We start from the raw sequence: 25,262 nt of genomic DNA, 5'->3' as shown, positions 1-25,262 counted from the left end.
ATAAGGCAAGCGCCTTATTCTTCACCTCTTTTCTACGATGTGTGTAACATTTGTTTTGCTAAATGTTCAGCTGTAGCGATATGTATATTTTTCTTTATGTCTTGGCCATCTGTCATTAATACAATAGGAGCTGATGATACTGCTGGAATTTTCAACAATTCGCCACTACTTGCTGTTTCATCAAATTTCGTAAACACAATACCATCTATATGAATATCTTTAAAGTTTGTAATAATTTCAATCATATCTTTACTTTTCATTGAAGCTGATAACGTTAAACAAATATAATCTGGTTCTACTTGTCCCATCGTTTCAATCATTTCTTCCACTGTTTCTGACGTACGATAATTTTTCCCTGCTGTATCAATTAAAATATAATCGACGCGTGCTTCTTCTTTAAAATACGTAAGCGCTCTTGTCATTGCAGCTTCATCACGCACAGCAATTACTTCAGATCCAATTGTCTTTACGTTATCTTGCAATTGCTGTACTGTCCCTATGCGCGAATGATCTGTCGTTATAAAACCAACTGTTTTTTTCTTACCGTGAAATTGCCATGCCATTTTCGCGAGTGTCGTCGTTTTACCAACGCCAGTTGGACCGATTAATGCAATTGTTTGTACTTCTTTTTCAAAGACGTTTTCCGTATTGAAATGAGATTTCATATCTTCCAATATGTACCTGATAACTTCTTCTTCCGTAATCATCGTTGCATTTTCAAACTTTATTTTTAACTTTTCAGCATATGCATGAATGAAATATTGTTCCACATCGTTTTGTTCTAGCATCCGAATTACTTTTTGAATAATAAACGGTACAGATTCTTGATTTTCTTTCTTTGGAACTACTTCTTCTTTCTTTACTGGAACGACTTGTTTCACAACTTTTTTCTTTTTCGTTACTTTCGTTACTTTCGTTACTTCCGTTTCTTTCATCGGTTTCACAACGACGATTCCTTTTTCAAACAGCTTTAATAGTTTCTCTTTTTTTCTTGCCCATTCTTCACTATTTCCTGTTTGCATCGCCGCGTATGACATAGAAGTCGTTACGTTTTCTAAATTATGCAGTACTGATTGAATTCCATTCGCCTTCACAATTTGTTCTGAAGGATTATTCACAACATCCATTAACTGTTCATGAAATTGAGCTGTACCTTCATTCACTTCTTCCTGTTTTTCTTCTGGAAAAGCAACTAACATTTCATAATCCTTTTTCCAAAAAAACGGTATATTTCGTTTTACACTTTCATCGACAACGTAATAATAATCTGTACCATATTGGTCAAATAACTTTCGATACAATTCATTTTTCGAAGCTGCTTTTATTCGCATTAACGCTTCTTTCTTTTCTGTACTTTCCATTACTTCACCCCCTACTATTCAATATAGGCAATTTGATCCACAACAATTTCTGGTGCTAATTCACTAATACAAAGTACTTGTGCTTCCACTTGATAACGTTCTAGCAGTCTTACAATCGCAAATCTAAAATCTTTTCTACGTGTTAATAACACTGGCTCTCTTCCCATTAAACGTGCTTGCTTAAAGACGCGCTGCACTTGCTCAACGACACGTGTTTCTAAATCTAAATCCCAGTTTAATAAGTAACCTTGATATGAATTATTCACAACATCCGCATCTAACTCAATTGAATCAGAGAAGAGCGCTGCATATATTTTTCCGTCTGGATTTTTCGCATTTTCACAAATAACTTTTGAAATACATTCACGAACAAATGATGTCACACCATCAACGTGGTTTTGATAAATTTCTTTGCCGTCAATAATACCTTCAATAATTGTTGGTAAATCACGAATAGAAATACCTTCTTTTAGAAGTTGTTTAATAACATTTTGAACGAGTGATAAATCAATTTCTTTCTTCTTAATCTCTTCTAATAGAACGCCATTATCATTTTCAAGCGAGTTAATTAAGTCTTTTACATGTTGGCGCTGAATTAATTCATGAAGATTACGTCTAACTACAACATCTAAATGTGTAATTAATATGCTAAGTGGCTCTAACACTTGATAGCCTTTCATTTGTGCATCTTGCACCATATGCTCTAAAATCCAATATCCATCTTCACCAAAAATTGGATCTTTCGCTGGCTCTGCATCTAAATCAGCCATTACGTTTGGTGTTTTTAATGCTAATAAATAACCTGATTTTAAAACACCTTCAGCCGCCTTCGCACCCTTAATTCGAATAATGTAACGTCCGCGTGGTCTAAAGCTCGTATTATCTTTAAAGTTAATTCCAGGAACGTTAATACCAAGGTCAGTAATAATCGACTTCCTCATAAGAACAACTTTATCACGAGCTGTTTCCCCGTTAATTTTCTGCTTTACAAGTGCTGCTAAATCTAAACCGAGTTCTACTATAATTGGATATTTATCCGTAAATACTCCGAATGAATCTTCCACTTGTTGCAGTTGCTCATCTTCGCCTTGGATCATTTCTATTTCTTTTTGAAGCTCGTCTTCTTTTTCTTTCTTTATTCGGTTTTTATTACGAATTCCTAAGAAGATAATGGTTCCGCCAACGAGTGCGAATGGTAGAAACGGTAGCGGAGTAAAAATACCCATTGCAATAAATAAACCACCGAGCGCATATACAACGACTTCATGCGCTAATAACTCTTTAAAGATACCTTCTGTTACTGTATCCGGTGAACCGTCAAATACACGAGTTACGATAATACCAGTTGAAATCGCAAGCATAAGCGATCCAATTTGGTTTACGATTCCGTCCCCGACAGTTAGCTGCGTGTAATGAAGAGCCGCTTCACCAAAGCTCATGCCTTGCTGCATCATTCCGACAATTAAGCCAAAAATAATGTTTACGAATAAAATGACGATCCCGAAAATAACGTCCCCTTTAATGAACTTTCCGGCACCATCCATCGCTCCGTAAAACTCTGTTTCCATATTTAATTTTTTTCGTTTTGCTTGTGCATCTTTTTCTGAAATAATACGCTGGTTTAAATCAGCATCGATAGACATTTGTTTCCCTGGTAAAGAATCAAGTGTAAAACGAGCTGCAACTTCAGCTGTACGAGACGCACCGTTTGCAACGATAAACTGGAATATGATTAATACTGTAAAAATAACGATACCAATTAATAAGTTTCCGCCAATTACGAACTGGCCGAACTCTTCAATAACATGACCTGCATTTCCATCTGTCAAAATCGCTCGCGTCGTCGAAACGTTAATCGATACGCGGAAAATCCCGATTAATAACAACATCGTTGGAAATGACTTTAATTCATCCCACTCGTTAATACTTGTCGCTCGCATATAAATAAGCACTGACATACTTAGTAGAAAAACGATAATGATATCAAGTATAAATGGTGGAAGTGGAATTAAGAGCGCCACTACGAATGACGCTGCTAAAAAGATAGAAAAATAGGTTCTTGCAGACTCTATCTTAAACAAAGAGATCTCCTCCAAACGCGCTATTATACTTCAAGTTCGTTCGTCTGAATTAAATAGCGCATAACTTCAATTACAGCTACGTATAAATCTTCTGGAATCGTCTCATCTTCCTCGACTTGATAATATAAAGAACGAGCAAGCGGACGGTTTTCCACCATTGGTATTTCTTGTTCACGGGCAAGCGTTCGTATATATAATGCGAGCTCATCTTCCCCTTTTGCAACGACAATTGGTGCTGCATCAACGTGTTTATTGTAACGAAGTACGACCGAAATATGAGTCGGGTTGTTTACAATAAATGTTGCGCCATCCATCTTCTTCGCAATTGTTCCTTGCAAGATTGCATGCATAAAGTTTTTTCGTTTCCCTTTTACTTGCGGGTCCCCTTCATTATCTTTATGCTCTTGTTTCACTTCTTCTTTTTTCATCTTAATATCTTGCTCGTACTCCCATTTTTGATAAATGAAATCAATAATAGAAAGAACGATTAAAATAATTAAAATTGCTAAGAAAATAAATTTAATTTGCCTAATAATTTCAGTAAGTGACGCAGTCCAGTTAAATCCAATCATGCTCACGATTTTCTCTAAATTCTTTTTAAAAAGAACGTAAGCGACGTAACCGATTAATCCCATATAAAACAGTGATTTCAAAATATCTACTAAACTTTTACGACTAAACAGTCTCGTGAAATAGTTTTTCGGATTAATACGTGATGCTTTCGGTTTAATGACTTTAGAAGAAAATAGGAACCCGACTTGAATCATATAATTGAATAAATGAAAAGCGTATACGAGTATTAATATCGGAGCCGATACTTTCAGTAATAAAATCCCCATTAAATAAAAATACTCGGTTGAATCTGTATTTTTTCCAATTTGATCAAACAGCACCGCTACGGAATTCGCAATCTCATACCCTAGCCAATCTCCGAAGAAATAAACGACAACTGCTAATACGAGAATGGAAAATAAATTATTTAAATCTTTACTCCGGGCAATATTCCCTTCTTCACGCGATTTTTTACGCTTCTGCGGGGTGGCCTTTTCTGTTTTATTATCCTTTGCCATGCGCGTCCCCCTACTTCGTTAAGAAAAAGTTAAATAGTTTCGTATACTCTTCAAGTAATACATCCGTCATATTTTTAAACACATACCCGAGCATCGGTACACTCATCGCAATAAACAAAATACCACATGTAATTTTAATTACGTATGCATTCATAAAAACGTTTAATTGCGGAGCGTTTTTTGCAATTAAAATTAGAACAAAGTTAATGATGAATAAACTTCCCATAAGCGGAAGAGCAATTTCAACCGCTGATGTGATCGCAAATAATAGCGTTGCGAGTAGACTATCTAAGAAACTAGTCGTCAACAATTTTGAAATCGCCTCTGTATATTGAAACGACTTTAAAATCGTGGCAACGAAATAATTAATGCCGCCAAGTGAAATGAAAATAATGAGAAAAAATATATCAAAAATGGTTGATAGTAAAGTAGACTGTGAGCCCGCATTTACATCAAACAAACTTGCTTGTGATAAACCGATATCAAAGTCTAAAATATGCCCGGCCATTTTCGGAATGTTCCACAGCATTTCTACAATTTTTGAAAGTGATAATCCAATTACAATTTGCGTTCCTGCATAAGCTGCAACGTCCCAAACTGTCTTGATGTGAGAGACATCCACTTGATCAGCCACTGTAATTGAAAGAGCAAGTCCAACTGTAACCTTCGCCATTGCTGGAATGGATCGTCCTGAGAAAAACGGTAAAAAATATAAAAATGAAGTAATGCGGCAAAACGCAAAAAACGTTGCCGCCCATAATTCCATATTCATTTCAGCTCACCTATCTTAGTACGAACGCAATAGCGATGGGATTTTATCAAATAAATCTAAAATAAGTGTCGTTAACTCTTGGAACATCCACGGACCTAAAATGATAATAACGAGGACAATACTCGCCATTTTCGGTAAAAACGTCAGCGTTTGCTCTTGAATTTGCATCATCGCCATAATGACAGCGATGATAATAACGACAATCATACTTACGCCGGCAACCGGCATTAAAATCATAACCCCTTTATAAAAAAAGGTTTGAAAAATATCTATAATTGGTGACGTATTCATTTATATGACTCCTATCACATAGCATCAAACGCTTCAGGCGACTGTTTTAAACATAATGTCGACGATTTTTGTATATCCACCTAAATATACGAAAACGAGTATTTTAAACGGTAAACTTAAAATCATCGGCGGTACCATCATCATCCCGAGGTACATTAAAAGTGTACTAATAATCAAATCTATAAATATAAACGCTAAATAAATGAACATCCCTGTTAGTAAACCTTTTTGAATTTGCGTTAACGTAAAGGATGGTACGAGCGTAAATAGTGAAAGATCTTTCAAATCTTTCGGCAACTCTTCTCCGCGTACTTTCAGCATCATTTTTAAATCATGCTTATACGTATGCTTTGACATATATTCTTTCATAATAGGAGCTGTCGTTTCCGCAGCTTGACTTACTGTTATTTTCTCTTTCGTCATCGGATCCCACACATCACTCTTCAGTTGCCCAAGTACAGGCTGCATCGTAAAGAGTGATAAAAATAATGCAAGTCCAACAAGCACTTGGTTTGGTGGTAAATTCATTACCCCAAGTCCTTGACGTGTAATCCCTAGAACGATCATAAAATAAGTAAAATGTGTAAATAATAGAACGATAGAAGAAGATAATGATAAAAGGGTAACGAGCGCAAATAGTTGTACACTTGAATTACTCGTGAACTCTTTTCCATTTTCGAAATTAATAAAACCGTTCGGGGCTGCATACGCTGGATTTACAAAAATAATTGAAAAAACGATAGAAAATACGAAAATAACGGCTAATAATGATAACTGTTTCTTTATTCTCATGATGGATCCTCTACTTTTTTCGTTTCACTCTTCACCGCGTCTTCTAGTGCTTGTTGAAACTGATTTCCTGTTCCGGTTAATTGCACAGACTGCACACCGTTATTACTAATAACAGTGAACACTTGCTTTCCGTCCACTTCAAATAAAAAGGCACTCGTTTGATGATTTAAATACACACCGTCTTTTACTTGAATATGGCCATTTTCACCCTGCTTAAAAAACTGCTGTTTGCGCGTCTTTTTCGTCATATAATATGCACCGTAGCCGAGCGCACCAAACAGTAAAACGACTTGAAATAAGGTCGTCATATACGACATATGACTCCTCCTCTACTCTTTATCTTGCATTTGACTTTGCGCTTTCATAAGCGCCGCTTGTTTCTTATCAGCTTCAATTTCAGAAATGATAATACCGAATTTCTCGTCCATTACGATTGCTTCACCGATGCCGACTTTCATATTACTTAAATACACATCTACTTTATGTCCTAAGTTTTTCTCTACTTCCAGAACATCGCCAACTTTTAACTGCTTTACATCACCAAGTGTAATAGATGACTTTCCAAGCTTTACACCAAGTTCAATCGAAATATCTGAAACAGTATCAATATGTGCTTTACCTGCTTCATTTCGCTTTCCTGCAAAATCTTCTAATCCCATTAATGACACGGGAGATACTTCATGCTTCATATGGATCCTCCTACTCTACAAAACTTTTAAATAGGAGCGCCTTACGCGTTCCATCTTTTCCAATAAAACAATTAAATTTATGCTTTCCATCTACATAACCAAGTAATTCATCCGAAACTTTCGTATGAAGCGGAATAATATCGCCTTCTTCAATTTGTTCAATCTCACTCATTGTCATTTTCTGCTCACCAATTGCAACGTGAACAGGTTTGTACACTTGATTTACTTTCATTTCCACTTCAGACGTATACTTTTTACGCTTGTCTGAAGAATGTTCGACAATATTTTCAGACGTTAACTTATCCATAATTTCTTCAACAGATAAGAATGGAATTCCAATACGCACCGTCGTATTCCAAAACTCTGTTTTCATATTTACGTTAAGTAATGAAATGATATCACTCGCTGTCGTAATCTTTAATGCATTCGGATCTGTTTCTGTCGTTACAAATTTCGGTTCAATCGCAACAACACTTTCAAATGATTGCTCTAAATTTTTACAAAGAAGCAAGAATATATTATCAAGCGTTAAAAACTCAAATGCTGTTAACGGTCTGCGCATCGTAAAGTTACGCTTACTATCTCCGCCAAGCCAACATTCATGAATATAAATAACGAATGCTAAATCAATCTCAATAACAATTTCTCCAAGCTCTGGCAAACCGAGATCAATTACACAATATAAATAATAATCTTTCGGCATTTTCTCCACATACTCACTCGTAAATGGAACTTGCTCAACCGTTGAAGGCTCTAGTTCAATTGGAATACGCATACGCGCTGATAACGTCTGTGACGTCTGTTTCCCAAACGTAGAAGCAATCGCTTGCAAACTACGTAAATGCTCAACACCGAACTTCTCTGGTCTATTAAAATCATACTCTTGAAATTTCTCTTGCTTTCCTGCTTCTTGTGCGAAAGCTGGCATTTCCTCGCCTTCATTTACCGCCTTCAGCAGGGCATCAATTTGCTCTTGGCTTAATTTTTCGCCACTCATGACAATCCCCTTCCCTACCTTTTCAATTCAACGATTTCAACGTACATCTTTCCATTCTTCGTCAAAATCTTTCCGGTTCCAATCTCTTCATTCTCAAGCATAAGACGCACCGTATTTTTCGTTGAATTTTCAAGACGATACAATGTACCTTTCGTAATATGAAGCAGATCTTCAATTTTCTTTTTCGTATTTCCGATTTCAAAATAAATTGTTAACGGAATATCATCTTGTAATTTCAAATCTAGCCAACTCCCATATCATGTTCACGAAAATTTCATGTTCTCTCTATATATGAAACTTCTTATTTTGAAACGTCGATATTTAATATTTTTTTAATATATCCTTGCGTTTCTTTAAATGGCGGTACGCCTCCGTACTTTCTCACATTACCAGGACCAGCATTATAAGAAGCAAGCGCCAATACTAAGTCGCCGTTATTTTTCTTTAAATAACCGCTTAACTCTTTCACGCCACCTTCAATACTTTCAGCTGGTGAAAATGGATTCTTCACACCCATCTCCTTCACATTCGCTGGCATAAGCTGCATAAGACCCATCGCACCTGCATGTGATACCGTTTTCGGATTAAAATTAGACTCTACTTCAACCATTTTTTGAATTAACGTTTTCGGAATTCCGTATGTACGACTTACACGATCAATAATATCCTCATACTTCCCTTCATTGGAAGAACGTATTTTTTGAATATTATACTTCTTCGTTAATTCCCACGTATCAGCGGCCTCATTTTTCGTTTCTGGGAAACGTCGTTCAAACTCTTTTTGCGCAACTTGCACTTCATCTGCTTTCTTCGTTTCAGCCTTTTCTTCAGGCTTACTCGCTTCCTCTACTTTATTAATAGTTTCTGCCGGTTTATTAACAACCGCTTCTATTTTCGTAGATTGTACCGGCTGACTCATATCTTCTACTTTTGCCGGCTGCGTAGTTTCTTTCGTCTCCTTCGCAGGCTCACTCTGCAACTTCTCTTGAAAACGACTACTAACAAATGCTTGTGGACTACTTAGCTTTTGCTGAATTTGTCCTTTTTTATATGCAAGCACTTCTTTTACTATATTTCCAACTATCATAATATCACCTTTTCGGTAAACAAAGATAATCTAATATTAGAGTTTTTTTTTAAAGTTTGCAATAATCCTTTTAATAATTATGTAATAAAAAAATGAATATATTGTTAAACTGTTATTTTTTTATATTTATTAATTCGAATTTTTAGTTGACACCCGTTGTGGCAAGGATTACAATAAATCTCGAAATTGATTTTTTCGCATATTACCGTTTTTCAATTTGCAGAAAAGTCAATATAAAAAAATGGGGGTTTCTTAACATGAGAATTAATACAAACATTAACAGCATGCGTACGCAAGAGTACATGCGCCAAAACCAAGCTAAAATGAGTACTGCTATGGACCGTTTATCAAGCGGTAAACGTATCAACAACGCTTCTGACGATGCAGCAGGTCTTGCAATCGCAACTCGTATGCGTGCACGTGAAAGCGGATTAGGTGTTGCAGCTAACAACACACAAGACGGTATTTCTTTAATTCGTACAGCTGATTCAGCAATGAACTCAGTATCTAACATCTTACTTCGTATGCGTGACCTTGCTAACCAATCTGCAAACGGCACAAATACAGACAAAAACCAAGGCGCACTAGACAAAGAGTTCGCTGCGTTAAAAGAACAAATTGATTACATCTCTAAAAACACAGAATTCAATGATAAAAAATTATTAGACGGCAGCAACAAAGCTATCGCAATCCAAACACTAGATTCTGACGATAAAGGTAAACAAATTGACATTAGCTTATCTGACTCTTCTACTACTGCATTAAAAATCAACAACCTGAGTATTGCTGCTAATGGACTTGGTATTGGTTCTGGTAACAAGTTAGTTGGTGTTGCTGATAACACTATAGCTAACGCATCTGCAGATACATTATCAAAATTAGATGCTTCTACTGGTGATACTGATACTAAAAGAACTGCTGCAGTAAAGGCATTCACTGATCAATACAAAGATCTTAAAGTGGCTATGAATGCTAAAGATGTTGAAACAATTGATGCTGCAATTAAAAAATTCGAAGGTGAAAACACTCTAGAAAACGCTAAAGCAATCGGAGCCGCTTTCAAAGGAGCTGCTAAAGCTACATTAACAGCAGACATCACTACTGCTGATGCTGCATCAAAAGCTTTATCTGATTTAGATACAAATTCTACTACTGATAGTAGAAAGACTGCAATGAAAGCTTTCGTAGCAGAGTTTGATAAAGTTAAAGGTTCTATGAATTCAAGTGATGTGACACGAATTTCAGATGCGATTGATCGTTTCAGTAAAACTGATGATTCTGGTAATACATTAGAAGCTGCTCGTGCAATTGGTGATGCATTTAAAGCTGCTACTACAGATGGTAAAACTTCAACAGCTACTGATGCTAACTCTGCAATCAAAGCAATTGACGCAGCTTTAGAAACAATTGCTTCTAATCGTGCAACTTTAGGTGCTACGTTAAACCGTCTTGACTTTAATGTAAATAACTTGAAAAACCAAGCATCAAGCATGGCATCTGCTGCTTCTCAAGTAGAAGACGCTGACATGGCGAAAGAAATGTCTGAAATGACTAAGTTCAAAATCTTGAACGAAGCTGGTATCAGCATGCTTTCTCAAGCAAACCAAACTCCACAAATGGTTTCTAAATTATTACAATAAGCCATTTGAGTTAGTTTCCTGAATAAACCTCTCTGCTTGCGGAGAGGTTTATTTTTTATAAAAACTTCTTTTTTTTGATGGAAGAGAGCATCTGCAGTGCATAGAAGCGGTTAGTGCTTATCTTGATCCCCTCTTATGCTAAAACACAAATAGCAAATAAGCATAAGCCTTTTTATCTTTTCATGACCTTTTATTAGCTTTAGAACACTGACTATATCAATCTATAAGGAGTGTCTATTATGCGTATTGGTACGAATGTTTTGAGTATGAATGCTAGGCAGTCGTTGTATGAGAATGAGAAGCGTATGAATGTTGCAATGGAGCATTTGGCGACTGGTAAGAAGTTGAACAACGCTTCGGATAATCCCGCTAATGTTGCAGTTGTGACTCGTATGCATGCGAGAGCAAGTGGTATGCGCGCGGCGATTCGTAATAATGAGGATGCGATATCGATGCTTCGCACGGCGGAAGCTGCCCTTCAAACTGTGACAAATATTTTACAGCGTATGCGTGATTTAGCCGTTCAATCCTCAAACGGTACAAATTCAAATAAAAACCGTCATTCGCTGAATAAAGAGTTTCAGTCTTTAACAGAACAAATTGGCTATATTGGCGAGACGACTGAGTTTAATGATTTATCTGTATTTGACGGTCAAAACCGCCTTATTACATTAGACGATATCGATCATACGATAAATATGACGAAACATATTCCCCCTTCCCCTACACAACACGACATCAAGATTTCAACAGAACAAGAAGCCAGAGCGGCGCTCCTTAAAATTGAAGAGGCTTTGCAAAGTGTGTCACTTCATCGTGCCGACCTTGGTGCAATGATAAATCGTTTACAGTTTAATATTGAAAATTTAAATAGCCAAAGTATGGCGTTAACAGATGCTGCATCTCGAATTGAAGATGCAGACATGGCGCAGGAGATGAGTGATTTTTTAAAGTTCAAATTATTGACTGAAGTTGCAATTAGTATGGTTTCACAAGCGAACCAAATTCCGAAAATGGTCTCTAAACTACTACAATTATAAAAATGAATCTTCCTTCTTTGGAACGATTCCATACAAAACAAAAGGGAAATACATATAAACTATGTATCTCCCTTTTATTTTGTACCCAAATTTTATTACTGTGTTACCGTCATAACTTGTCCGCTACGGTCAACCATTATTTTCATTTTTCCGTCTTGTGCATTATATAGCCCAAGTTTATGTAATTCCATTTTACAATCTTGTACGAAAGTTGGTAATTTACGAATTTGATCGATATCAGAACTTGTAATGAAATGAATTAAAAGCTGCGTCATACCTTTAATATCTTGTACAAGCTCTTCTTTCTCTCGTTTTAGCCTTTCATTTTCCAGTTGTAACGACTGCAATTCACCTTCTAGACTACGTGTATTCTTTGCTTCTCTAGAACGCCCTGCTGCCATGCTAGAAAGCTTATAAATACCTTCCATAAACTGATGTAGTTCGTCTTCTTTCCTTTCACTACATTGATTAATTGTTTCAAAGTTATCAACGATACCAGATATAACTGTTACAAGATTTTTTTCATCCTCTTTATGCTGGATTTCTTCTTTTAATTCGTACTCGTTTTCTTGTTTTCTTGCAGCGATTGTCTCTTTTACTGGTATATATTTTCGCTTTCGTCCTGGTTTTTGTTTTTCAATATTTTCAAACGGTATTTCACGTTTTTTTAATTTATAATACGTATTTTGCAATTGACTTTCTGTTTTTGGAAAAAGATTTAGTTCATTTTTACTTACGTATTTTGAAATATTTAAAATGTTTAAACCGTGACGTTGACAAAATTGATACACTTCATACAGTAGCTCTAGTTCAGACTTCAGCCATGTAATTGCTGATTTTTCATATGCTCGCATCCCGCCATTTTTTTCTATATCTATTTGAAATAATACCATTCTATTATGTAAATCAACTAATTCTTCATACTTTACTTGGAATTCTTTTTCTATTTTTTTAAATTCCACCTCTAGTTGCATATCGTTCATTTTATTATTTGACATGTTTTGCAAAAGACCTAATACATTAATTGCTGTGTGGTGATACATAATCTGTGCCACTCCCCCTCATCCTTTCACAATTCTCATCTGACTCCCATGTCTTTTAAGAAAATAGCAATTTTTACATATCCATATTATAACAGTTCGAAATTATCTGTCAAATAATAAACATACAAAAATGTATAGAAAGTATAAAAATTTGAAAAATGTTTTTTTATTAATATGTAAAATTGCATATTAATTACATTTAATTATATTATATGGTATTTTGAATGTTTTTTCACCGAAAAAATTTGCGTTACCACGAAATATTACTAAAATAACCATCGAAAATACGTTTGCTTATATTTTCAAATCAAAAATCTTCAAATAAAGATTTTTTCATACATACAGCGCCAAACACCCCAGAAAGCTTTCATTTTTCTGCCAGCTTAAAGTATAGAATAATAAAAAGGAACTAGCCAATGCTACATATGGCTAATTCCTTCCTCTCTCTAACAGAATAGAGTTATAAACCCAGTCTTCAAATCCTCAATCGAAGTCTCACTTCTTCTTACATAAAACTACTTCATACCTCTGAACTCACATCGCATGGGACTCTATTAAGCACTGAAAACTTCCTTACATAAGTAGTTCCTCTATTGAAAAATGTTATACACCAGCTCTTCTACTTACCTATAACTACTCCATATCTCTGGTCTCAACATCGCATAGGGCTCTATTAAGCACTGACCGCTCAACACTTGACTAGAGCTTCTATTCTGGCTAAAAAGAAGCTTTTAAAGTACTAACTTATCAACTAAACCAATTAGCTCTTGAATATCTGGCTTACTTACTTGAGCATTTGCTCCTACAGCTTCACCTTTATGGAATAATTCATTTGTAATTAATGAAGAGAAAATAATGACTGGTAAACGATTCATTACTTCACTATCCTTAACCACTTTCGTTAAATGATGTCCATCCATTTTTGGCATTTCAATATCCGTAATTAGCAAGTGAATATGTTCAAACATTTTTTCGCCTTGCTCTTTCGCTAATTTTTCAATTTGTGCTAACGCTTCTGCACCATTGCTGAAGAAGTTCATTTTCGTATATCCAGCTGATGATAATGTTTCTTCTAATATTTGACGAAGCATCGCTGAATCTTCTGCAATGTAAATTACTTTTTCAGCTCGATCTGTTTTTTGTTCTAATCCTGCAATTGATTTATTGTCATAACCAGTGCCGCTAATTTCACATACAATTTTTTCATAATCTAATAGTAAGATGATTTTTCCATCTAGTTTTACAATACCAGATGTCGTTTCTTCTAGTCCCATAGATAATGAAGCTGGTTCATCAATTTGTTCCCACGAAATACGTTGAATACGATGCACTTCATCAACGCGGAAAATAACTTTCATTTGGTTTAATTCTGAGATGATAAATTTCGTTTGATCAAGTGGCTTTGTTGACTTTAAATTAAGAGCCATTGCCAAGTTAATAACAGGTAAAATTTCACCACGTACTTGAACAACACCTTCAACTGCATGATGAGATTCTGGCACAGTTGTAACAGGAAATGGATTAATGATTTCACGTACTTTCATTACATTAATACTAAATAGGTTTTCACCAACAGTGTACGTAACAATCTCTAATTCATTTGTTCCGCTTTCTAATAAAATACTTTGTGCTTGTGACATAAAGGTGTCGCTCCCCTTCCATTAATTCCGTATATCTAATTATTAAGCTTTATAAAAGAGAAAAAGTCAACTACCTATATAAAAAATATAGATAGTCGAACGATTCATTTTATTAAAAAACAATTAATCTTGTATAAACGAAGCAAGTGCCTCTAATAACACTTCTTGTGCTCCTACAATTTCTGTCGGCATTGCTTCCCATTTTTTCGAAAGCTCCGTCTCTACTCGTATTCTCAGCTCAGAATTCATTTCTGCTAGCACATATTCTTTCGTTGCTATATCAACATCAAGTAGCGCGAGTGCATATAATTCCGGGTCATTTATTTTTTCGAATAATCGTTTTAATACTACCGGTGCTATATGTTTTAATTTTTCAATATGAATTTCCTTATCCGAAAATAGTAACTCATATTGAATAAACGTAACATTTTCTTTAATCACTTTAAAATAACAATTATTTTTTTTATCATTCACAAAATAACCGTTTGGATCTGCGATAATACTTTCTACTTTACGAATTAAATCTGGCAAACTATTCGCCGCCATTACAGTCCGCTGCTCAACCTCACTCGGCGAAATGAATGTAACGCGATACTTATTTTGCGCCATCCTCCTCACCTCTCCTTTTATAAAAATCTATTGTCACATACTATCCAGAAGGCACTGTCCTACTATGAAATGATTATCTCAGTACGCCTCCATAGCTCTATTCTTACAACTAGGAGCTCTTCTGGACCATAACTGTTTATCCACACTAAACTTTACTTACTTCTTCTTATACTACCCTAGTAACTCTCCATACCTTTGTCCTTACACACCAGTCGGGTCCCTATTAGGCACTAACCGCTCCAAAACAACGCTGGGTCCTCTCGTCAACCCTAAAAAGAGCTTTTAAGATCTTTTTAAGAACTTTTCAATAACTCTATGTTATTAAACCAAAACGCTATCTGCTGATCCGTAATATTTGGCAACATAACAAAAAACTCACGACACTTCATCTCATCCTTAAACAGTTGATACTTCCAAACGCTATCGCTACTACCAACACTTATGAAATAAAACTCATGGATACGGCCAATGATCGCTTGTTTTTCGCCAAATGAATACGGAGGCACTTGCTTAATTTCAAATTGATCTGGTAAATATACATGCTCTTCTCGTTCTATTTTTAATACTTGCTCGGCAAGTTCACGTTTATTTTCGAAAAAAGGCAATTGTAAAATTCGCTCTTGTCTTGTCATACGAATAAAAAACCCTTTCTACTCCATTACATTTTTTCCATGCGATATATTATCGAATTAAGTTTACAACTTCATTTAATACTTCATCTGAAACTTTAATTACTTTCGCATTTCCTTGGAATCCGCGTTGGTATAACATTAAGTCAACGAATTCTACAGATAAATCTACGTTAGCACCTTCTTGTGCACCACCGCGTACTTTACCTGCACCGTTTTGACCAGATGTACCAAGAGCTAAAATACCTGTTGTATTCGTTGCTGTATAGTTACCATTACCTGTTTTCATTAGTCCGCCTTCGTTCGGGAACATCGCAACAGCTAATTGGCCTGCAGATTTCATACTTCCATCAGAATATTTTACCATCACATATCCACCGTCAGCAATGAAGCAATCTTTAACCGTCGCTGCTGCTCTACCATCTACGTCTGTTACTGATAATGTTTTATCTGTTGGATGATTTGTTAAATGGCTTAAGTCTAATTTTATAGAACCGCCATCAAATGGAATATTGGCTCCTTGCTCTTTCGGATTTGGATTTCCAACAGCATCAAATGTCATATTACCACCTGCACCTGGAACATCTTTAAACTCTGTTTCTTTTTTCGAGTCATTGCGCATTTGTACTTTATATGTATAGTTATGTTCACTCGTTTGTTTAAACTCTACACGCATTGTCCATGTATTCCCCGCATTATCATATACAGGTAAATCTTGTGTAATTTGTTTTTCACCAGTTGGAATATTCCCTTTAATTGTCCCTTTCGATGTTCGAATACCACCAATTGCTGTTCCCATTGGAATTTGCAACGGTCCTGGAATTCCAGATAAATCAACTTCACCAGTTGCCTCATTTGCAGGGTATGCAAACACGTATTGACCTTCAGTATTCGTAATATAGTAATCTGAAGATATCCCAAACGTACCTTTACGAGTAAATTCCATATTTCCGCCTTTTGAATCACCTACAACGAAGAAACCATTACCTTCCATTGCTGCTTGTGTTTTTCCACCTGTTAACGTAATTGTACCATCACTATAATCCGTAACAGTACCACTCATTTTCACACCGTTACCAATACTTTTCGGATTCGTTCCTGCGTACTTACCGTCACCTTTTGCACCAATCGAATTGTTATATAGTAAATCATCAAACATTGCTTTTTGTTTTTTATAACCTACTGTTTGTGCATTGGCAATATTATTTGAAGTTACACTTAATGCATTTTGTGTTGCATTCATCCCTGTAATACTTGTATATAACGCTTTAATCATAACGTATGGACACTCCTTATGAATTTGTAGTTTTTACTTCTTCAGTTACTTTTTGATCGTCTTTCTTTGCGTCTTCTGGGTTCGTTTCCCCAATCGGTTTATCAGACACTCTCTCAACGAAACGAAGAGAGACAACTTTATTATTAATAACGAGCTGTACATCGTTATTTTCCGCAAGGCGAACCGTTTCTACTTGACCGGTTACTTTGTTTCCGTCACCGTCAACACCTCTTACATATTTCCCTAAAAACTTCATTCCACCATCAAGTGCTGTTGAATACATCGTTGATTGCAGCTTATCTACTGCTTTCGTCATATTCTGTACTTGTTCCATAAGAGATAACTGCGCTGTCTGATTCATCATTTGATTCATATCCATCGCATTAAATGGATCTTGATGTTGGAAACTTGATAAAAACAATTTTAAGAAATCATCTTTCCCCATTACCCCAGGAGTCTTTTGGGCTCCTGCTGAAACTCCATTACTTTGTTGCACTGGCGATTGTACACCATTAACAGGTACATTACTTTTTTGCGCTCCTGCTTGTAACGGAATATGATTTGTACTCGTTGTATTTAATCCAACTGTTGGCACGCTTTATTCCTCCAATAATCCCGCAAATTCTGTTGATTGTTGTTTTTCATGATTTGTATTTGCTAATTTCTGTTTTTGCCTTTGCTCTTGTTCTCGCTGTTCTTTACGATTTTCATCTTTATCTGAATAGCTAATTTGAATATTGATTTCTTTTTCTTTTAACTTTAATCTCAATTCATCAAAAATGATTTCAACACGTTTTTTCGCATCGTGTTTTTCCATTTCTACGTGAACGTCAATTTGATCTCCGTGTTTTTTCATAAACACTGTTAATGTACCAAGTTTTTCTGGATTTAACTGGAATAAAACACGTTCTTGTTTCACTACAAATTTTTGCAGCGCTTCTACTTGCGCTTCCATTTTCTTTCCTAAGTCAGGTAATGAAACTTTCTCAGCACCACTATTTGATTTCCCTATTTGTTCGGTACTCGTCGTTTTATTTAATAATTCTGCACCTGCAGAGCTCGAATCGTTTAATGCATCAACTTCTGGCAACTCTACCTTTGCATCATCGCTCTCAAGTTTCGGAAGATCTACCTCTTTAGACTCTTCTTGTTCCTTTGCAATATTACAAGTTTCTGTTTCTACAACCTTCAATGCTTGCATCGTTTGCTCTGGCATCTTCATTTTGTCTAATACCATTTGCATTGTATCTTCTAAACATATAGCATTTTTGATATTCATATTTGAAAGAAGTTCTTGTAATTGTTGTAATTCAGCTGCAGGTAATTCATTAAGTTTAATATTGCCATATTCTTTATATAGCTCTTGTATTTTTTGTATGTATTGATATAACAATTCCGGCTGCACATGTAATTGCTCAATTGCAACCATTTGCTCAGATACAGCTAATAACAACTGTTCTGTCTCTTTTTTTTCTTCTTTCTTTACAATAGGTTCTTCTTCCGTTACCGATTTTTTAGAAAGAATATAATCTTTTCTCTCTTCTTTTGGTGCTTCTTCTCGTTTCGTTTTCTCCGTTTGCGGCTGTTTTTTATTTTCCATTCTCATCGTACGATCGAATGAAGAATCTTCATTTTTTGATTGTACTTCTAGCCCTTTTTCTTTTTGCGGAGGTAAACTTTGTTGCACCGGTAATACAGACTGTATCACTACATTCACCTCATCCATTCATACACATTTTCAAATCCAGAAGCATTTTTTCTTCCAGCTTTTCTTGTGCTTTCGCAAGCTTTTTGCAATCTTCTTGATACATCTCATCAATGACACGTTCTTTTTCTTTTACTTGCTCTAAAAGGCTTTCATTTTTTTGAATAAAACCTTCCGTTTTTTTAATTTTTCGATTCCATTCTTCTATTCTTTCAGGTGAAAACGTATGTGAAGAAAGCATGCCAGCCATAATACGTTGCCCAGTTTGTACGACTTTACTACGCGATTTCACAACATATAAATCATATTCTTTTTTTTGTTCTATTTTTCTTTTTTCAGCTGTTAATTCATACACTTCTTTTAAAATATGTTCTTTTTCTTGGTTTATTTGCAATTTTATTGTGTCGTACTGCTGTTTATCCACCTGTTTTCATAACCCCTTTCTATTATAACGTTCTCTTTTTCTATTATATAGTTTTTTTCCAAAAAAATCTGTGAAATATTAAAAAACAAAAAAATAAGACCTCTTGGGCAGAGGCCTTATACTATATGCTGTATCGCTTCAACGATATCATCAAATTGGAAACTATCCGATCGACCTTGCTTTAAAAATGTATTTATGCCTTCTACTTTATTTTTACATTCAAAAATATAAGCATTTTCTTCATTTTCTTGAATCGTTCCTAGCTTAAAATACAATTCATTTTCTTTATAAATTGATAAAATCTTTCTCATTTCATTTGCAAGTTGCCAATGATGTGGCGAAACAATTTCTTCCATAATCCTACTTACTGAATCTAATACTGAAATTGCAGGATAATGACTAAGCGTTGCAAGCTCACGCTTTAATACGATATGTCCATCTAAAATACCACGTGCTAAATCTGGTACAGGACCATTTAAATCGTCCCCATCAACAAGTACCGTATAAATACCTGTTATAGATCCCTTTTGTGTTTTTCCGGAACGCTCTAACAACTTCTTCATATAACTTTCCATTAACAGTGTTTTACCACCAATCGGTAACTCTTTAACAGCAATATCAACACTTCTTCGTGCATCGGCAAAACGAGTAACAGAGTCCATCATAAGTAATACGTTATTGCCTTGATCACGGAAGTATTCAGCAATAGACGTTGCGAGTTTCGCTGCACGAAGTTGCATAAGGTGACTTTCATCTGACGTCGCTACAACAACGACGCTTTTTCGCATCCCTTCCTCGCCTAACTCTTTTCGAATAAAGTCTTTTACTTCCCGGCCACGTTCTCCTACTAAACTAATAACGTTTATATCAGCTTTTGCATTTTTTGCTATCATTCCAAGTAAAGTTGATTTACCAACACCTGACCCAGCAAAAATACCAATCTTTTGACCGATACCAATTGTTAGCATAGAATCAATTGATTTTATTCCTGTTTCAAATACATCGGTAATCTCTTCACGTTCAAATGCATGTATAGGCGGTGCATCTAGTTTTATTTTCTGTAATGGAATGTTTTCAGCTTCTTCATTTAACACTTCACCATTTGCACTTAACACTTTTCCGAGCAAGTGATTACCACGTGGTACAACAACATCTTCTGAAACTAGTGTCACTGAATCTCCATAACATACTTTTTCTGTCTGTTCAAATGGAAGTAGCATATTATTTTCTTTTTCAATGGCAATCACTTCACATAAGACGTTATGTTCTCCAACGAAGCAAACATCTCCAATCTTCGCTTTCGGCCCTTTGGCTACGAAAAACTGTTCTTGTACACTATGAACTTTGCCTACTTTCGTATACAGCGGTGTTTCAATGAACTTATTCCATTTTTCGTTCTCATTCATTAACAGACGACTCATACATTGTGCTCCTCAAATAACTTCTCTTCTTCCCATTTCTGACGAAGCTTCGCAAATATAGGTGCAAATTTAAATTCAAAGAACTCTTTCTCTTCTTCCAGAACAAATTCACCAAACTGCAGAGAAAAATCATATTTCCATTCTACTAATTGTAGTAACCAATATTCTTTCGTATTTTCCTTCTCTTCTTGAATACGTTCAAACGTTTCTGGATGTACGGTAATGATTAATTTTTCAAACGAAGTAGGCAATGTTTGCACGATGCCAGTTAAAATAGGTAGCACATCAAGCAATCGTGAATCTACCGCTTGATTCACGATTTTTTCTGCTAGATGAAAAGATTGATCCCATAATAACTCTGTCCATTCATACGCTGTTTCTTGTTGTTCTTTTTGAAATTGCACACGCGCTGCTTCCATCTGTTCCATTTGCTCATGAATATGCATTTGAAATTGTTCTTTATCTTGTAATAACTGCTGCCGCTCTCGTTCTAGCACTTGCTTCTCTTGCCTTAGCTGATTCATTTCCATATGTAACGATTCTTGCTGGGCGCGAAGTTCTGCATGATCAGCTTGTAATTCTTCCTCTTCTATTTGAACTGAAGCTGTTTTTGGAAATTGTAATTCATACGTTTCTTCAGAAAAAGAAACAGAATTCTTCGGAATTCTGTTTTTAAATAAGGACATCCTCTTCACCTCTTTGAACGATAATTCTTCCTTCTTTCTCTAGCTTTTTCACTGTACCAGTGATCGTTTGCTGTGCTTTTTCAGCATCCGTCATCTTAAGTGGTCCTAAGCCATCTAATTCTTCTAGAATCATCTCTTTACGGTTTGAAGACATACATGTAAATAATTTCTCTTTAATTTCTTCTTTTGCAATTTTAAGTGCTTTCGCAAGAACACCGTTATCTGTAATTTCTTCTAATACACGGCGAAGCGCAAGATCTTCAAGACCAAGTAAGTCTTCAAAGACAAACATATTTTCTTTAATTTTCTCAGATAACTCATAATCGACTTCATCCAGCTTTTGAAAGACTGTTTTTTCAACACCTCGTGAAACGTTATTTAAAATGTTTACGATTGTTTTCAAGCCATCAGTTTTATTAATTGCACTAAATGCCATATTATTTAATTTCGATTTTAACAACTCACCAATTTGATTAATTAACTCACCATCAACTTGTTCTAGTTTCGCTATACCCATTACCGTTTCAACGCGCTTATGATCTGGCAATCTCTCAATTAATTGAGACGCAAGTTGCGGTTTAATATAAGAAGCGATAATTGCAATTGTTTGTGGTGACTCATCATTAAGCACTGTAAGAAGTGGCTCTAAATCTGTAAGTGAATTTAAGAACTCAAACGGATTATCTTTGTTATACCAAAGATCTTCCAATAATTTTTCCAGTTCGTCTTCTGGCATGTTTTTAAATATGCGACGAATGTATTCTTTATCTGGAGTGACTAAGTTCAATTCTTTTACATTTAGTTCATATAAGAACTCTCCTAGTACATTTTCTAACGTTTCTGGTTTGTATACACGAAACTTTGCGATTTCACGAAGTAATACTTCTTTTTCCTCAGCTGTCATATATTCAATGACTTTTGCTGCCACCCCTTCTTCTAATGTACGAATAAGGATGGCAGCTTTTTCTTTGGAGGAGATTTCATCTAACATCGTTGTTCCTCCCTTACTGTCCGTTTAACCATTTTTTAATTACTTTTGCAGTTCCTTCTACATGTTCTTTCGTAGCATCCTGCACTTGTTCATCTAACGTTGGTTCTTTCGGTTCTTCTGGTTCAGGTTTTGGCTCTGGCACTATTTTTTCTTCAGGAATTTCCAAGATACTTTCATTACTTGCAGCAATTTCCTCTTCTGCTAAGTATTCTTCATATTCCTCTTCTTCTTTCTTTCTCTTACGTCTTGCTAATAAGAACCATACTAGACCACCGATTGCTAATAAGCCAGCTGTAATTCCACCGAATAACCACCAGTTCATACCACTTTTTTCTGGCTCTTTCTCTTTTTCGGCTTTCGGCTGATCGAACTGAACAGTTACAACGTTAACTTGACCATTTATAAAGTTACCGTTCGGATCAGCTTGAAGTCCTGCCGCTGTTCCGATTGCTTCTTTAAAAGTTGTCATATCAATTCTACGTTTTACTAACGTATCATTATCTACCCATACAACAACATTCGTTTTCGTTAATTCTGGGTGTTTCTTAATTGTTTCAACTGTTTTATCTATTTCATAATTTTCAATTTTGTTGCCATTTTTATTATCGTAGACAACTTTACCATTTTGATTATTGTTCGTACCGTAGTTTGGCACTTCACCGTTAGCTGTAATACCAGCACCTTGCTTCGTATCTGCCCCTTCTTGCGCAGTAGAGCTTTCCTCTTGCTCTTGTTTACTACGAAGTACACCTTTATCACCATACTTCTCTGACTGACGTGTAACTTCATCGTAGTTTACAGATACTTTCGTATTCACTTTATATTCATTCGGTTTAAACATCGTCATTAACGTTGCATCAATGTCTTGCTTTAATTTACCTTCAAGTTGGTGCTGCATCTCTACTTCTTTCTCATAAGAAGAGGAACTACTAGAATGTGCTTCATCTGCTCCTTTTGAGATAACACCTTTTTTACTATCAATAACACTTACTTCTTCTGCTTTCACACCAGGAACCGCTGCACTAATCATTTGCTGTATACCCGCAACTTGATCAGCTGTTAACAATTGTCCACGCTTCACTCCAACCGTAATCGCCGCTGTTCCTTTTGCTTTTTCTTCATCAAAAATTGTCTCTTTTTCAGGCAATGTAATTTGAACATTTGCCGTTTCAACTGTCGCAAAATTTCTTACAATATCTTGCTCCAATTGCTTCTTCGTACCGACAATTTGCTTCATTTTTTTATCTTGCTCACTTGAACCGAGAGAGCTTTCTAATAAAATTTCCTCACCGCTTTTAGAATTAAACGGTAAGCCCATCCCATTCATTTCTTTTCGAACCCATGGAGCATCATTCTTTTGCACACGAATCGAACCATCGGCCGCTAATTGATAATCGACACCTAACTTCGATAATTCTGCTGTAATCTCTTGTTTATCTGTATCATTTAAATTTTGATATACAACAACATATTTATCTGGCAAGGTGAAGTATAAAAGTGCTCCTGTTACAATCGCTAAAAGCGCAGCACCAATTACTAACTTATGCCACGTTTTTAACGATTGGATAACATTTTTCATCTTTTCCATTTAAACACACCCGTCCACTTTCCTAAATTTGCATATTAATTAGTGACTTATAATTTTCAATAAGATTATCACGTACGAGAGCAGCTGTTTTCATTTGAGACTCAGCTTTCTTTTGCTGAATTAAAACGTCATGTGTTTCTCCTACCCCTTTAGTTAGTAAATCATATACTGCTGTTTGCGCATTGTTTTGCGTTTGATTCATATCTTCCAATAAATCAATAAACTTTTTCTCCGGAGCTACAGATGTTTGAGAAGTTTTCGGTGCACCAATTGACTGAATTGCTCCAAATGGTTGTGTATGTAACATTGGTTGAATTTTCATATTACTATCTTCCCCCTTATCCTCGGCCGATTTCTAAATCTTTATCAAGCATTTTTTTATTCGCATTTAATACACTCGTATTCGCTTCATACATTTTTTGAGCAACCATTACATTCGTCATTTCAGCAGTTACATCAATATTGGGATAACGTACATATCCTTCTTCATTTGCGTGCGGATGCGTCGGATCATACACTAAATTTTCCGTTTTGTCTGCTTCAATACTTTTTATTTTTACTCCGTTAGTAGGAGCCCCATCTAGCATACTTGCAAAACTATTGTTTGATTCTAGCACCACACTACGACGCTCATATAAATCTGCCCCCGGAGCCGCCGTCGTATTTGCATTTACAATATTGTTAGAAGTAACTTCCATCCACTTTCTCGCTGTCGTTAGTCCTGAGCCACTTGCATTAATTGCCTGAAACATCCGTTGTCTCTCCTTCTACTTTTAACGTCCGCGTGCCGCTTGGTTAATTGCATATTGTGTATTAATTGCGTTAACTGAAATACCGTATAACTGATTTGCTTTCATTAAATCTAGCATTTCTGTCGTTACATCCACACTATTTCCGTCTTTATTCGTTTGCATTGATTTTGTTTGAATCTTTGCATATGTATTTTTCGTATTTACTGTCGGTAAGTGCATTTCATTCGTTTGATATAAATCTGGATTGCTCTTTAAATCAGCCGCATTATTTTTATATAACGCACTACTTTTATTCATCTGCTCAGCAAATGTTACATCTTGTGCTTTATAGCCAGGTGTATTCGCATTTGCAATATTACTAGAAACAGTATTTCGTTTCGTCACTAAATAATTCATATAATGGCTTACATCACTCACTAAATCTGGCATATTCCACACCCTTCCTTTTCTAACGGAATGATCCACTGATAGAAGTTTCACTTCATTATTTATTTTCTTATATGCGTTTATTAAAATATTTACTATTATGTACCCTTACATATTTTATTCCATTTTTTCATTGTTGTCTTTAGAAAAATACAAAAATATAAAAAAGAATGCAAAAAACTGTATACATATAGTAATCTATAGAACATTTCAATATATAAACTACAAACTAAAGTCCATTTTTCTATTATT

At 35.5% G+C, this 25,262-nt stretch carries 28 protein-coding genes; 2 read left to right on the top strand and 26 right to left on the bottom strand.

The window, feature by feature from the left end; translation table 11 throughout:
• Positions 1-32 precede the first annotated feature (32 nt).
• The 11 genes from NST86_RS08555 to NST86_RS08505 form a co-directional block, all read right to left on the bottom strand.
• The gene (locus NST86_RS08555; protein ID WP_086423766.1) at positions 33-1,361 is read right to left on the bottom strand and encodes an ATP-binding cassette domain-containing protein; all 1,329 of its coding nucleotides are present in this window, start codon (positions 1,359-1,361) and stop codon (positions 33-35) included.
• 14 nt (positions 1,362-1,375) lie between these two features.
• Positions 1,376-3,442: a flagellar biosynthesis protein FlhA gene (gene flhA, locus NST86_RS08550; RefSeq protein ID WP_000472589.1), complete on the bottom strand. Its 2,067-nt coding sequence runs from the start codon at positions 3,440-3,442 to the stop codon at positions 1,376-1,378.
• A 23-nt stretch (positions 3,443-3,465) separates the two neighbouring features.
• Entirely contained in the window at positions 3,466-4,512 is a 1,047-nt protein-coding gene (gene flhB, locus NST86_RS08545; protein ID WP_001040114.1) for a flagellar type III secretion system protein FlhB, read from the bottom strand.
• A 10-nt stretch (positions 4,513-4,522) separates the two neighbouring features.
• Positions 4,523-5,284 (bottom strand): flagellar biosynthetic protein FliR, encoded by a 762-nt coding sequence (locus NST86_RS08540; protein ID WP_001055718.1) that lies wholly within the window; start codon positions 5,282-5,284, stop codon positions 4,523-4,525.
• A gap of 15 nt (positions 5,285-5,299) precedes the next feature.
• Complete coding sequence (locus NST86_RS08535) at positions 5,300-5,575, bottom strand: flagellar biosynthetic protein FliQ (RefSeq protein WP_001098085.1); 276 nt, start codon at positions 5,573-5,575, stop codon at positions 5,300-5,302.
• 33 nt (positions 5,576-5,608) lie between these two features.
• Positions 5,609-6,367, bottom strand: a complete 759-nt coding sequence (locus tag NST86_RS08530) for a flagellar type III secretion system pore protein FliP (RefSeq protein WP_086423765.1) — start codon at positions 6,365-6,367, stop codon at positions 5,609-5,611.
• Positions 6,364-6,684, bottom strand: a complete 321-nt coding sequence (locus NST86_RS08525; protein ID WP_000121176.1) for a hypothetical protein — start codon at positions 6,682-6,684, stop codon at positions 6,364-6,366. The genes NST86_RS08530 and NST86_RS08525 overlap by 4 nt, the downstream gene beginning before the upstream one ends.
• A gap of 12 nt (positions 6,685-6,696) precedes the next feature.
• Positions 6,697-7,056, bottom strand: a complete 360-nt coding sequence (gene fliN, locus NST86_RS08520; RefSeq protein WP_000680010.1) for a flagellar motor switch protein FliN — start codon at positions 7,054-7,056, stop codon at positions 6,697-6,699.
• A gap of 10 nt (positions 7,057-7,066) precedes the next feature.
• Entirely contained in the window at positions 7,067-8,053 is a 987-nt protein-coding gene (gene fliM / locus NST86_RS08515) for a flagellar motor switch protein FliM (protein ID WP_016117526.1), read from the bottom strand.
• A gap of 14 nt (positions 8,054-8,067) precedes the next feature.
• A complete protein-coding gene (locus tag NST86_RS08510) occupies positions 8,068-8,292 on the bottom strand; it encodes a flagellar motor switch protein FliN (protein WP_000775712.1) in 225 nt (74 codons plus the stop codon).
• A gap of 62 nt (positions 8,293-8,354) precedes the next feature.
• A complete protein-coding gene (locus NST86_RS08505) occupies positions 8,355-9,140 on the bottom strand; it encodes a lytic transglycosylase domain-containing protein (protein WP_016117525.1) in 786 nt (261 codons plus the stop codon).
• Between the two features lie 257 nt (positions 9,141-9,397).
• On the opposite strand from NST86_RS08505, the gene NST86_RS08500 reads away from it, so the two are divergent.
• A complete protein-coding gene (locus NST86_RS08500; protein ID WP_086423764.1) occupies positions 9,398-10,780 on the top strand; it encodes a flagellin N-terminal helical domain-containing protein in 1,383 nt (460 codons plus the stop codon).
• Positions 10,781-11,019: 239 nt separating this feature from the next.
• Complete coding sequence (locus NST86_RS08495; protein ID WP_086423763.1) at positions 11,020-11,820, top strand: flagellin N-terminal helical domain-containing protein; 801 nt, start codon at positions 11,020-11,022, stop codon at positions 11,818-11,820.
• A 95-nt stretch (positions 11,821-11,915) separates the two neighbouring features.
• Here the strand turns inward: NST86_RS08495 and NST86_RS08490 are convergent, their stop codons facing one another.
• From NST86_RS08490 to flgB, 15 genes are all read right to left on the bottom strand, one after another.
• Positions 11,916-12,863, bottom strand: coding sequence for a DNA-binding domain-containing protein (locus NST86_RS08490; RefSeq protein WP_140159076.1), 948 nt, complete (start codon positions 12,861-12,863; stop codon positions 11,916-11,918).
• Between the two features lie 731 nt (positions 12,864-13,594).
• A complete protein-coding gene (locus NST86_RS08485; RefSeq protein ID WP_000075943.1) occupies positions 13,595-14,503 on the bottom strand; it encodes a chemotaxis protein in 909 nt (302 codons plus the stop codon).
• A gap of 123 nt (positions 14,504-14,626) precedes the next feature.
• A complete protein-coding gene (locus NST86_RS08480; protein ID WP_000068301.1) occupies positions 14,627-15,112 on the bottom strand; it encodes a hypothetical protein in 486 nt (161 codons plus the stop codon).
• A gap of 293 nt (positions 15,113-15,405) precedes the next feature.
• Positions 15,406-15,744, bottom strand: a complete 339-nt coding sequence (locus NST86_RS08475) for a DUF3964 family protein (RefSeq protein WP_000198172.1) — start codon at positions 15,742-15,744, stop codon at positions 15,406-15,408.
• A 49-nt stretch (positions 15,745-15,793) separates the two neighbouring features.
• The gene (locus NST86_RS08470) at positions 15,794-17,017 is read right to left on the bottom strand and encodes a flagellar hook protein FlgE (protein ID WP_000588321.1); all 1,224 of its coding nucleotides are present in this window, start codon (positions 17,015-17,017) and stop codon (positions 15,794-15,796) included.
• Between the two features lie 16 nt (positions 17,018-17,033).
• A complete protein-coding gene (locus NST86_RS08465) occupies positions 17,034-17,612 on the bottom strand; it encodes a flagellar hook assembly protein FlgD (protein WP_001143462.1) in 579 nt (192 codons plus the stop codon).
• A gap of 3 nt (positions 17,613-17,615) precedes the next feature.
• On the bottom strand, positions 17,616-18,725 hold the full coding sequence (locus NST86_RS08460; RefSeq protein ID WP_114555611.1) for a flagellar hook-length control protein FliK: 1,110 nt from the start codon (positions 18,723-18,725) through the stop codon (positions 17,616-17,618).
• A gap of 10 nt (positions 18,726-18,735) precedes the next feature.
• Positions 18,736-19,146, bottom strand: coding sequence for a hypothetical protein (locus NST86_RS08455; protein WP_000360855.1), 411 nt, complete (start codon positions 19,144-19,146; stop codon positions 18,736-18,738).
• Between the two features lie 116 nt (positions 19,147-19,262).
• A complete protein-coding gene (gene fliI / locus NST86_RS08450) occupies positions 19,263-20,567 on the bottom strand; it encodes a flagellar protein export ATPase FliI (protein ID WP_000088693.1) in 1,305 nt (434 codons plus the stop codon).
• A complete protein-coding gene (locus NST86_RS08445; protein WP_016117520.1) occupies positions 20,564-21,253 on the bottom strand; it encodes a FliH/SctL family protein in 690 nt (229 codons plus the stop codon). The genes fliI and NST86_RS08445 overlap by 4 nt, the downstream gene beginning before the upstream one ends.
• Complete coding sequence (gene fliG / locus NST86_RS08440) at positions 21,240-22,244, bottom strand: flagellar motor switch protein FliG (RefSeq protein ID WP_000883364.1); 1,005 nt, start codon at positions 22,242-22,244, stop codon at positions 21,240-21,242. The genes NST86_RS08445 and fliG overlap by 14 nt, the downstream gene beginning before the upstream one ends.
• A 13-nt stretch (positions 22,245-22,257) precedes the next feature.
• On the bottom strand, positions 22,258-23,832 hold the full coding sequence (locus NST86_RS08435; protein ID WP_000413953.1) for a flagellar M-ring protein FliF C-terminal domain-containing protein: 1,575 nt from the start codon (positions 23,830-23,832) through the stop codon (positions 22,258-22,260).
• A 22-nt stretch (positions 23,833-23,854) separates the two neighbouring features.
• Positions 23,855-24,154 carry a flagellar hook-basal body complex protein FliE gene (gene fliE, locus NST86_RS08430; protein ID WP_000701670.1) on the bottom strand — a complete coding sequence of 100 codons (300 nt, stop codon included), beginning with the start codon at positions 24,152-24,154 and terminating at the stop codon, positions 23,855-23,857.
• Between the two features lie 16 nt (positions 24,155-24,170).
• Positions 24,171-24,584 (bottom strand): flagellar basal body rod protein FlgC, encoded by a 414-nt coding sequence (gene flgC, locus NST86_RS08425; RefSeq protein WP_000484680.1) that lies wholly within the window; start codon positions 24,582-24,584, stop codon positions 24,171-24,173.
• 21 nt (positions 24,585-24,605) lie between these two features.
• Positions 24,606-25,064 (bottom strand): flagellar basal body rod protein FlgB, encoded by a 459-nt coding sequence (gene flgB, locus NST86_RS08420; protein WP_140159074.1) that lies wholly within the window; start codon positions 25,062-25,064, stop codon positions 24,606-24,608.
• Positions 25,065-25,262: the final 198 nt, after the last annotated feature.

The sequence above is a fragment of the Bacillus sp. FSL L8-0199 genome (assembly GCF_038005705.1).
GTDB lineage: Bacteria > Bacillota > Bacilli > Bacillales > Bacillaceae_G > Bacillus_A > Bacillus_A cereus.
Note: the sequence above shows the minus strand (reverse complement) of the source record. Positions and strands in the feature narration are given on the sequence as shown.

Coding starts and splice junctions, on each gene's coding strand:
- NST86_RS08480 (WP_000068301.1), bottom strand. CDS start 15,112: ATGGCGCAAAATAAGTATCGCGTTACATTCATTTCGCCGAGTGAGGTT.
- flhB (WP_001040114.1), bottom strand. CDS start 4,512: ATGGCAAAGGATAATAAAACAGAAAAGGCCACCCCGCAGAAGCGTAAA.
- fliM (WP_016117526.1), bottom strand. CDS start 8,053: ATGAGTGGCGAAAAATTAAGCCAAGAGCAAATTGATGCCCTGCTGAAG.
- NST86_RS08445 (WP_016117520.1), bottom strand. CDS start 21,253: ATGTCCTTATTTAAAAACAGAATTCCGAAGAATTCTGTTTCTTTTTCT.
- NST86_RS08505 (WP_016117525.1), bottom strand. CDS start 9,140: ATGATAGTTGGAAATATAGTAAAAGAAGTGCTTGCATATAAAAAAGGA.
- NST86_RS08535 (WP_001098085.1), bottom strand. CDS start 5,575: ATGAATACGTCACCAATTATAGATATTTTTCAAACCTTTTTTTATAAA.
- fliE (WP_000701670.1), bottom strand. CDS start 24,154: ATGAAAATTCAACCAATGTTACATACACAACCATTTGGAGCAATTCAG.
- NST86_RS08475 (WP_000198172.1), bottom strand. CDS start 15,744: ATGACAAGACAAGAGCGAATTTTACAATTGCCTTTTTTCGAAAATAAA.
- NST86_RS08490 (WP_140159076.1), bottom strand. CDS start 12,863: ATGTATCACCACACAGCAATTAATGTATTAGGTCTTTTGCAAAACATG.
- NST86_RS08495 (WP_086423763.1), top strand. CDS start 11,020: ATGCGTATTGGTACGAATGTTTTGAGTATGAATGCTAGGCAGTCGTTG.
- NST86_RS08555 (WP_086423766.1), bottom strand. CDS start 1,361: ATGGAAAGTACAGAAAAGAAAGAAGCGTTAATGCGAATAAAAGCAGCT.
- NST86_RS08540 (WP_001055718.1), bottom strand. CDS start 5,284: ATGAATATGGAATTATGGGCGGCAACGTTTTTTGCGTTTTGCCGCATT.
- NST86_RS08500 (WP_086423764.1), top strand. CDS start 9,398: ATGAGAATTAATACAAACATTAACAGCATGCGTACGCAAGAGTACATG.
- NST86_RS08525 (WP_000121176.1), bottom strand. CDS start 6,684: ATGTCGTATATGACGACCTTATTTCAAGTCGTTTTACTGTTTGGTGCG.
- fliN (WP_000680010.1), bottom strand. CDS start 7,056: ATGAAGCATGAAGTATCTCCCGTGTCATTAATGGGATTAGAAGATTTT.
- NST86_RS08530 (WP_086423765.1), bottom strand. CDS start 6,367: ATGAGAATAAAGAAACAGTTATCATTATTAGCCGTTATTTTCGTATTT.
- fliI (WP_000088693.1), bottom strand. CDS start 20,567: ATGAGTCGTCTGTTAATGAATGAGAACGAAAAATGGAATAAGTTCATT.
- flgC (WP_000484680.1), bottom strand. CDS start 24,584: ATGTTTCAGGCAATTAATGCAAGTGGCTCAGGACTAACGACAGCGAGA.
- NST86_RS08435 (WP_000413953.1), bottom strand. CDS start 23,832: ATGGAAAAGATGAAAAATGTTATCCAATCGTTAAAAACGTGGCATAAG.
- NST86_RS08470 (WP_000588321.1), bottom strand. CDS start 17,017: ATGATTAAAGCGTTATATACAAGTATTACAGGGATGAATGCAACACAA.
- fliG (WP_000883364.1), bottom strand. CDS start 22,244: ATGTTAGATGAAATCTCCTCCAAAGAAAAAGCTGCCATCCTTATTCGT.
- NST86_RS08485 (WP_000075943.1), bottom strand. CDS start 14,503: ATGTCACAAGCACAAAGTATTTTATTAGAAAGCGGAACAAATGAATTA.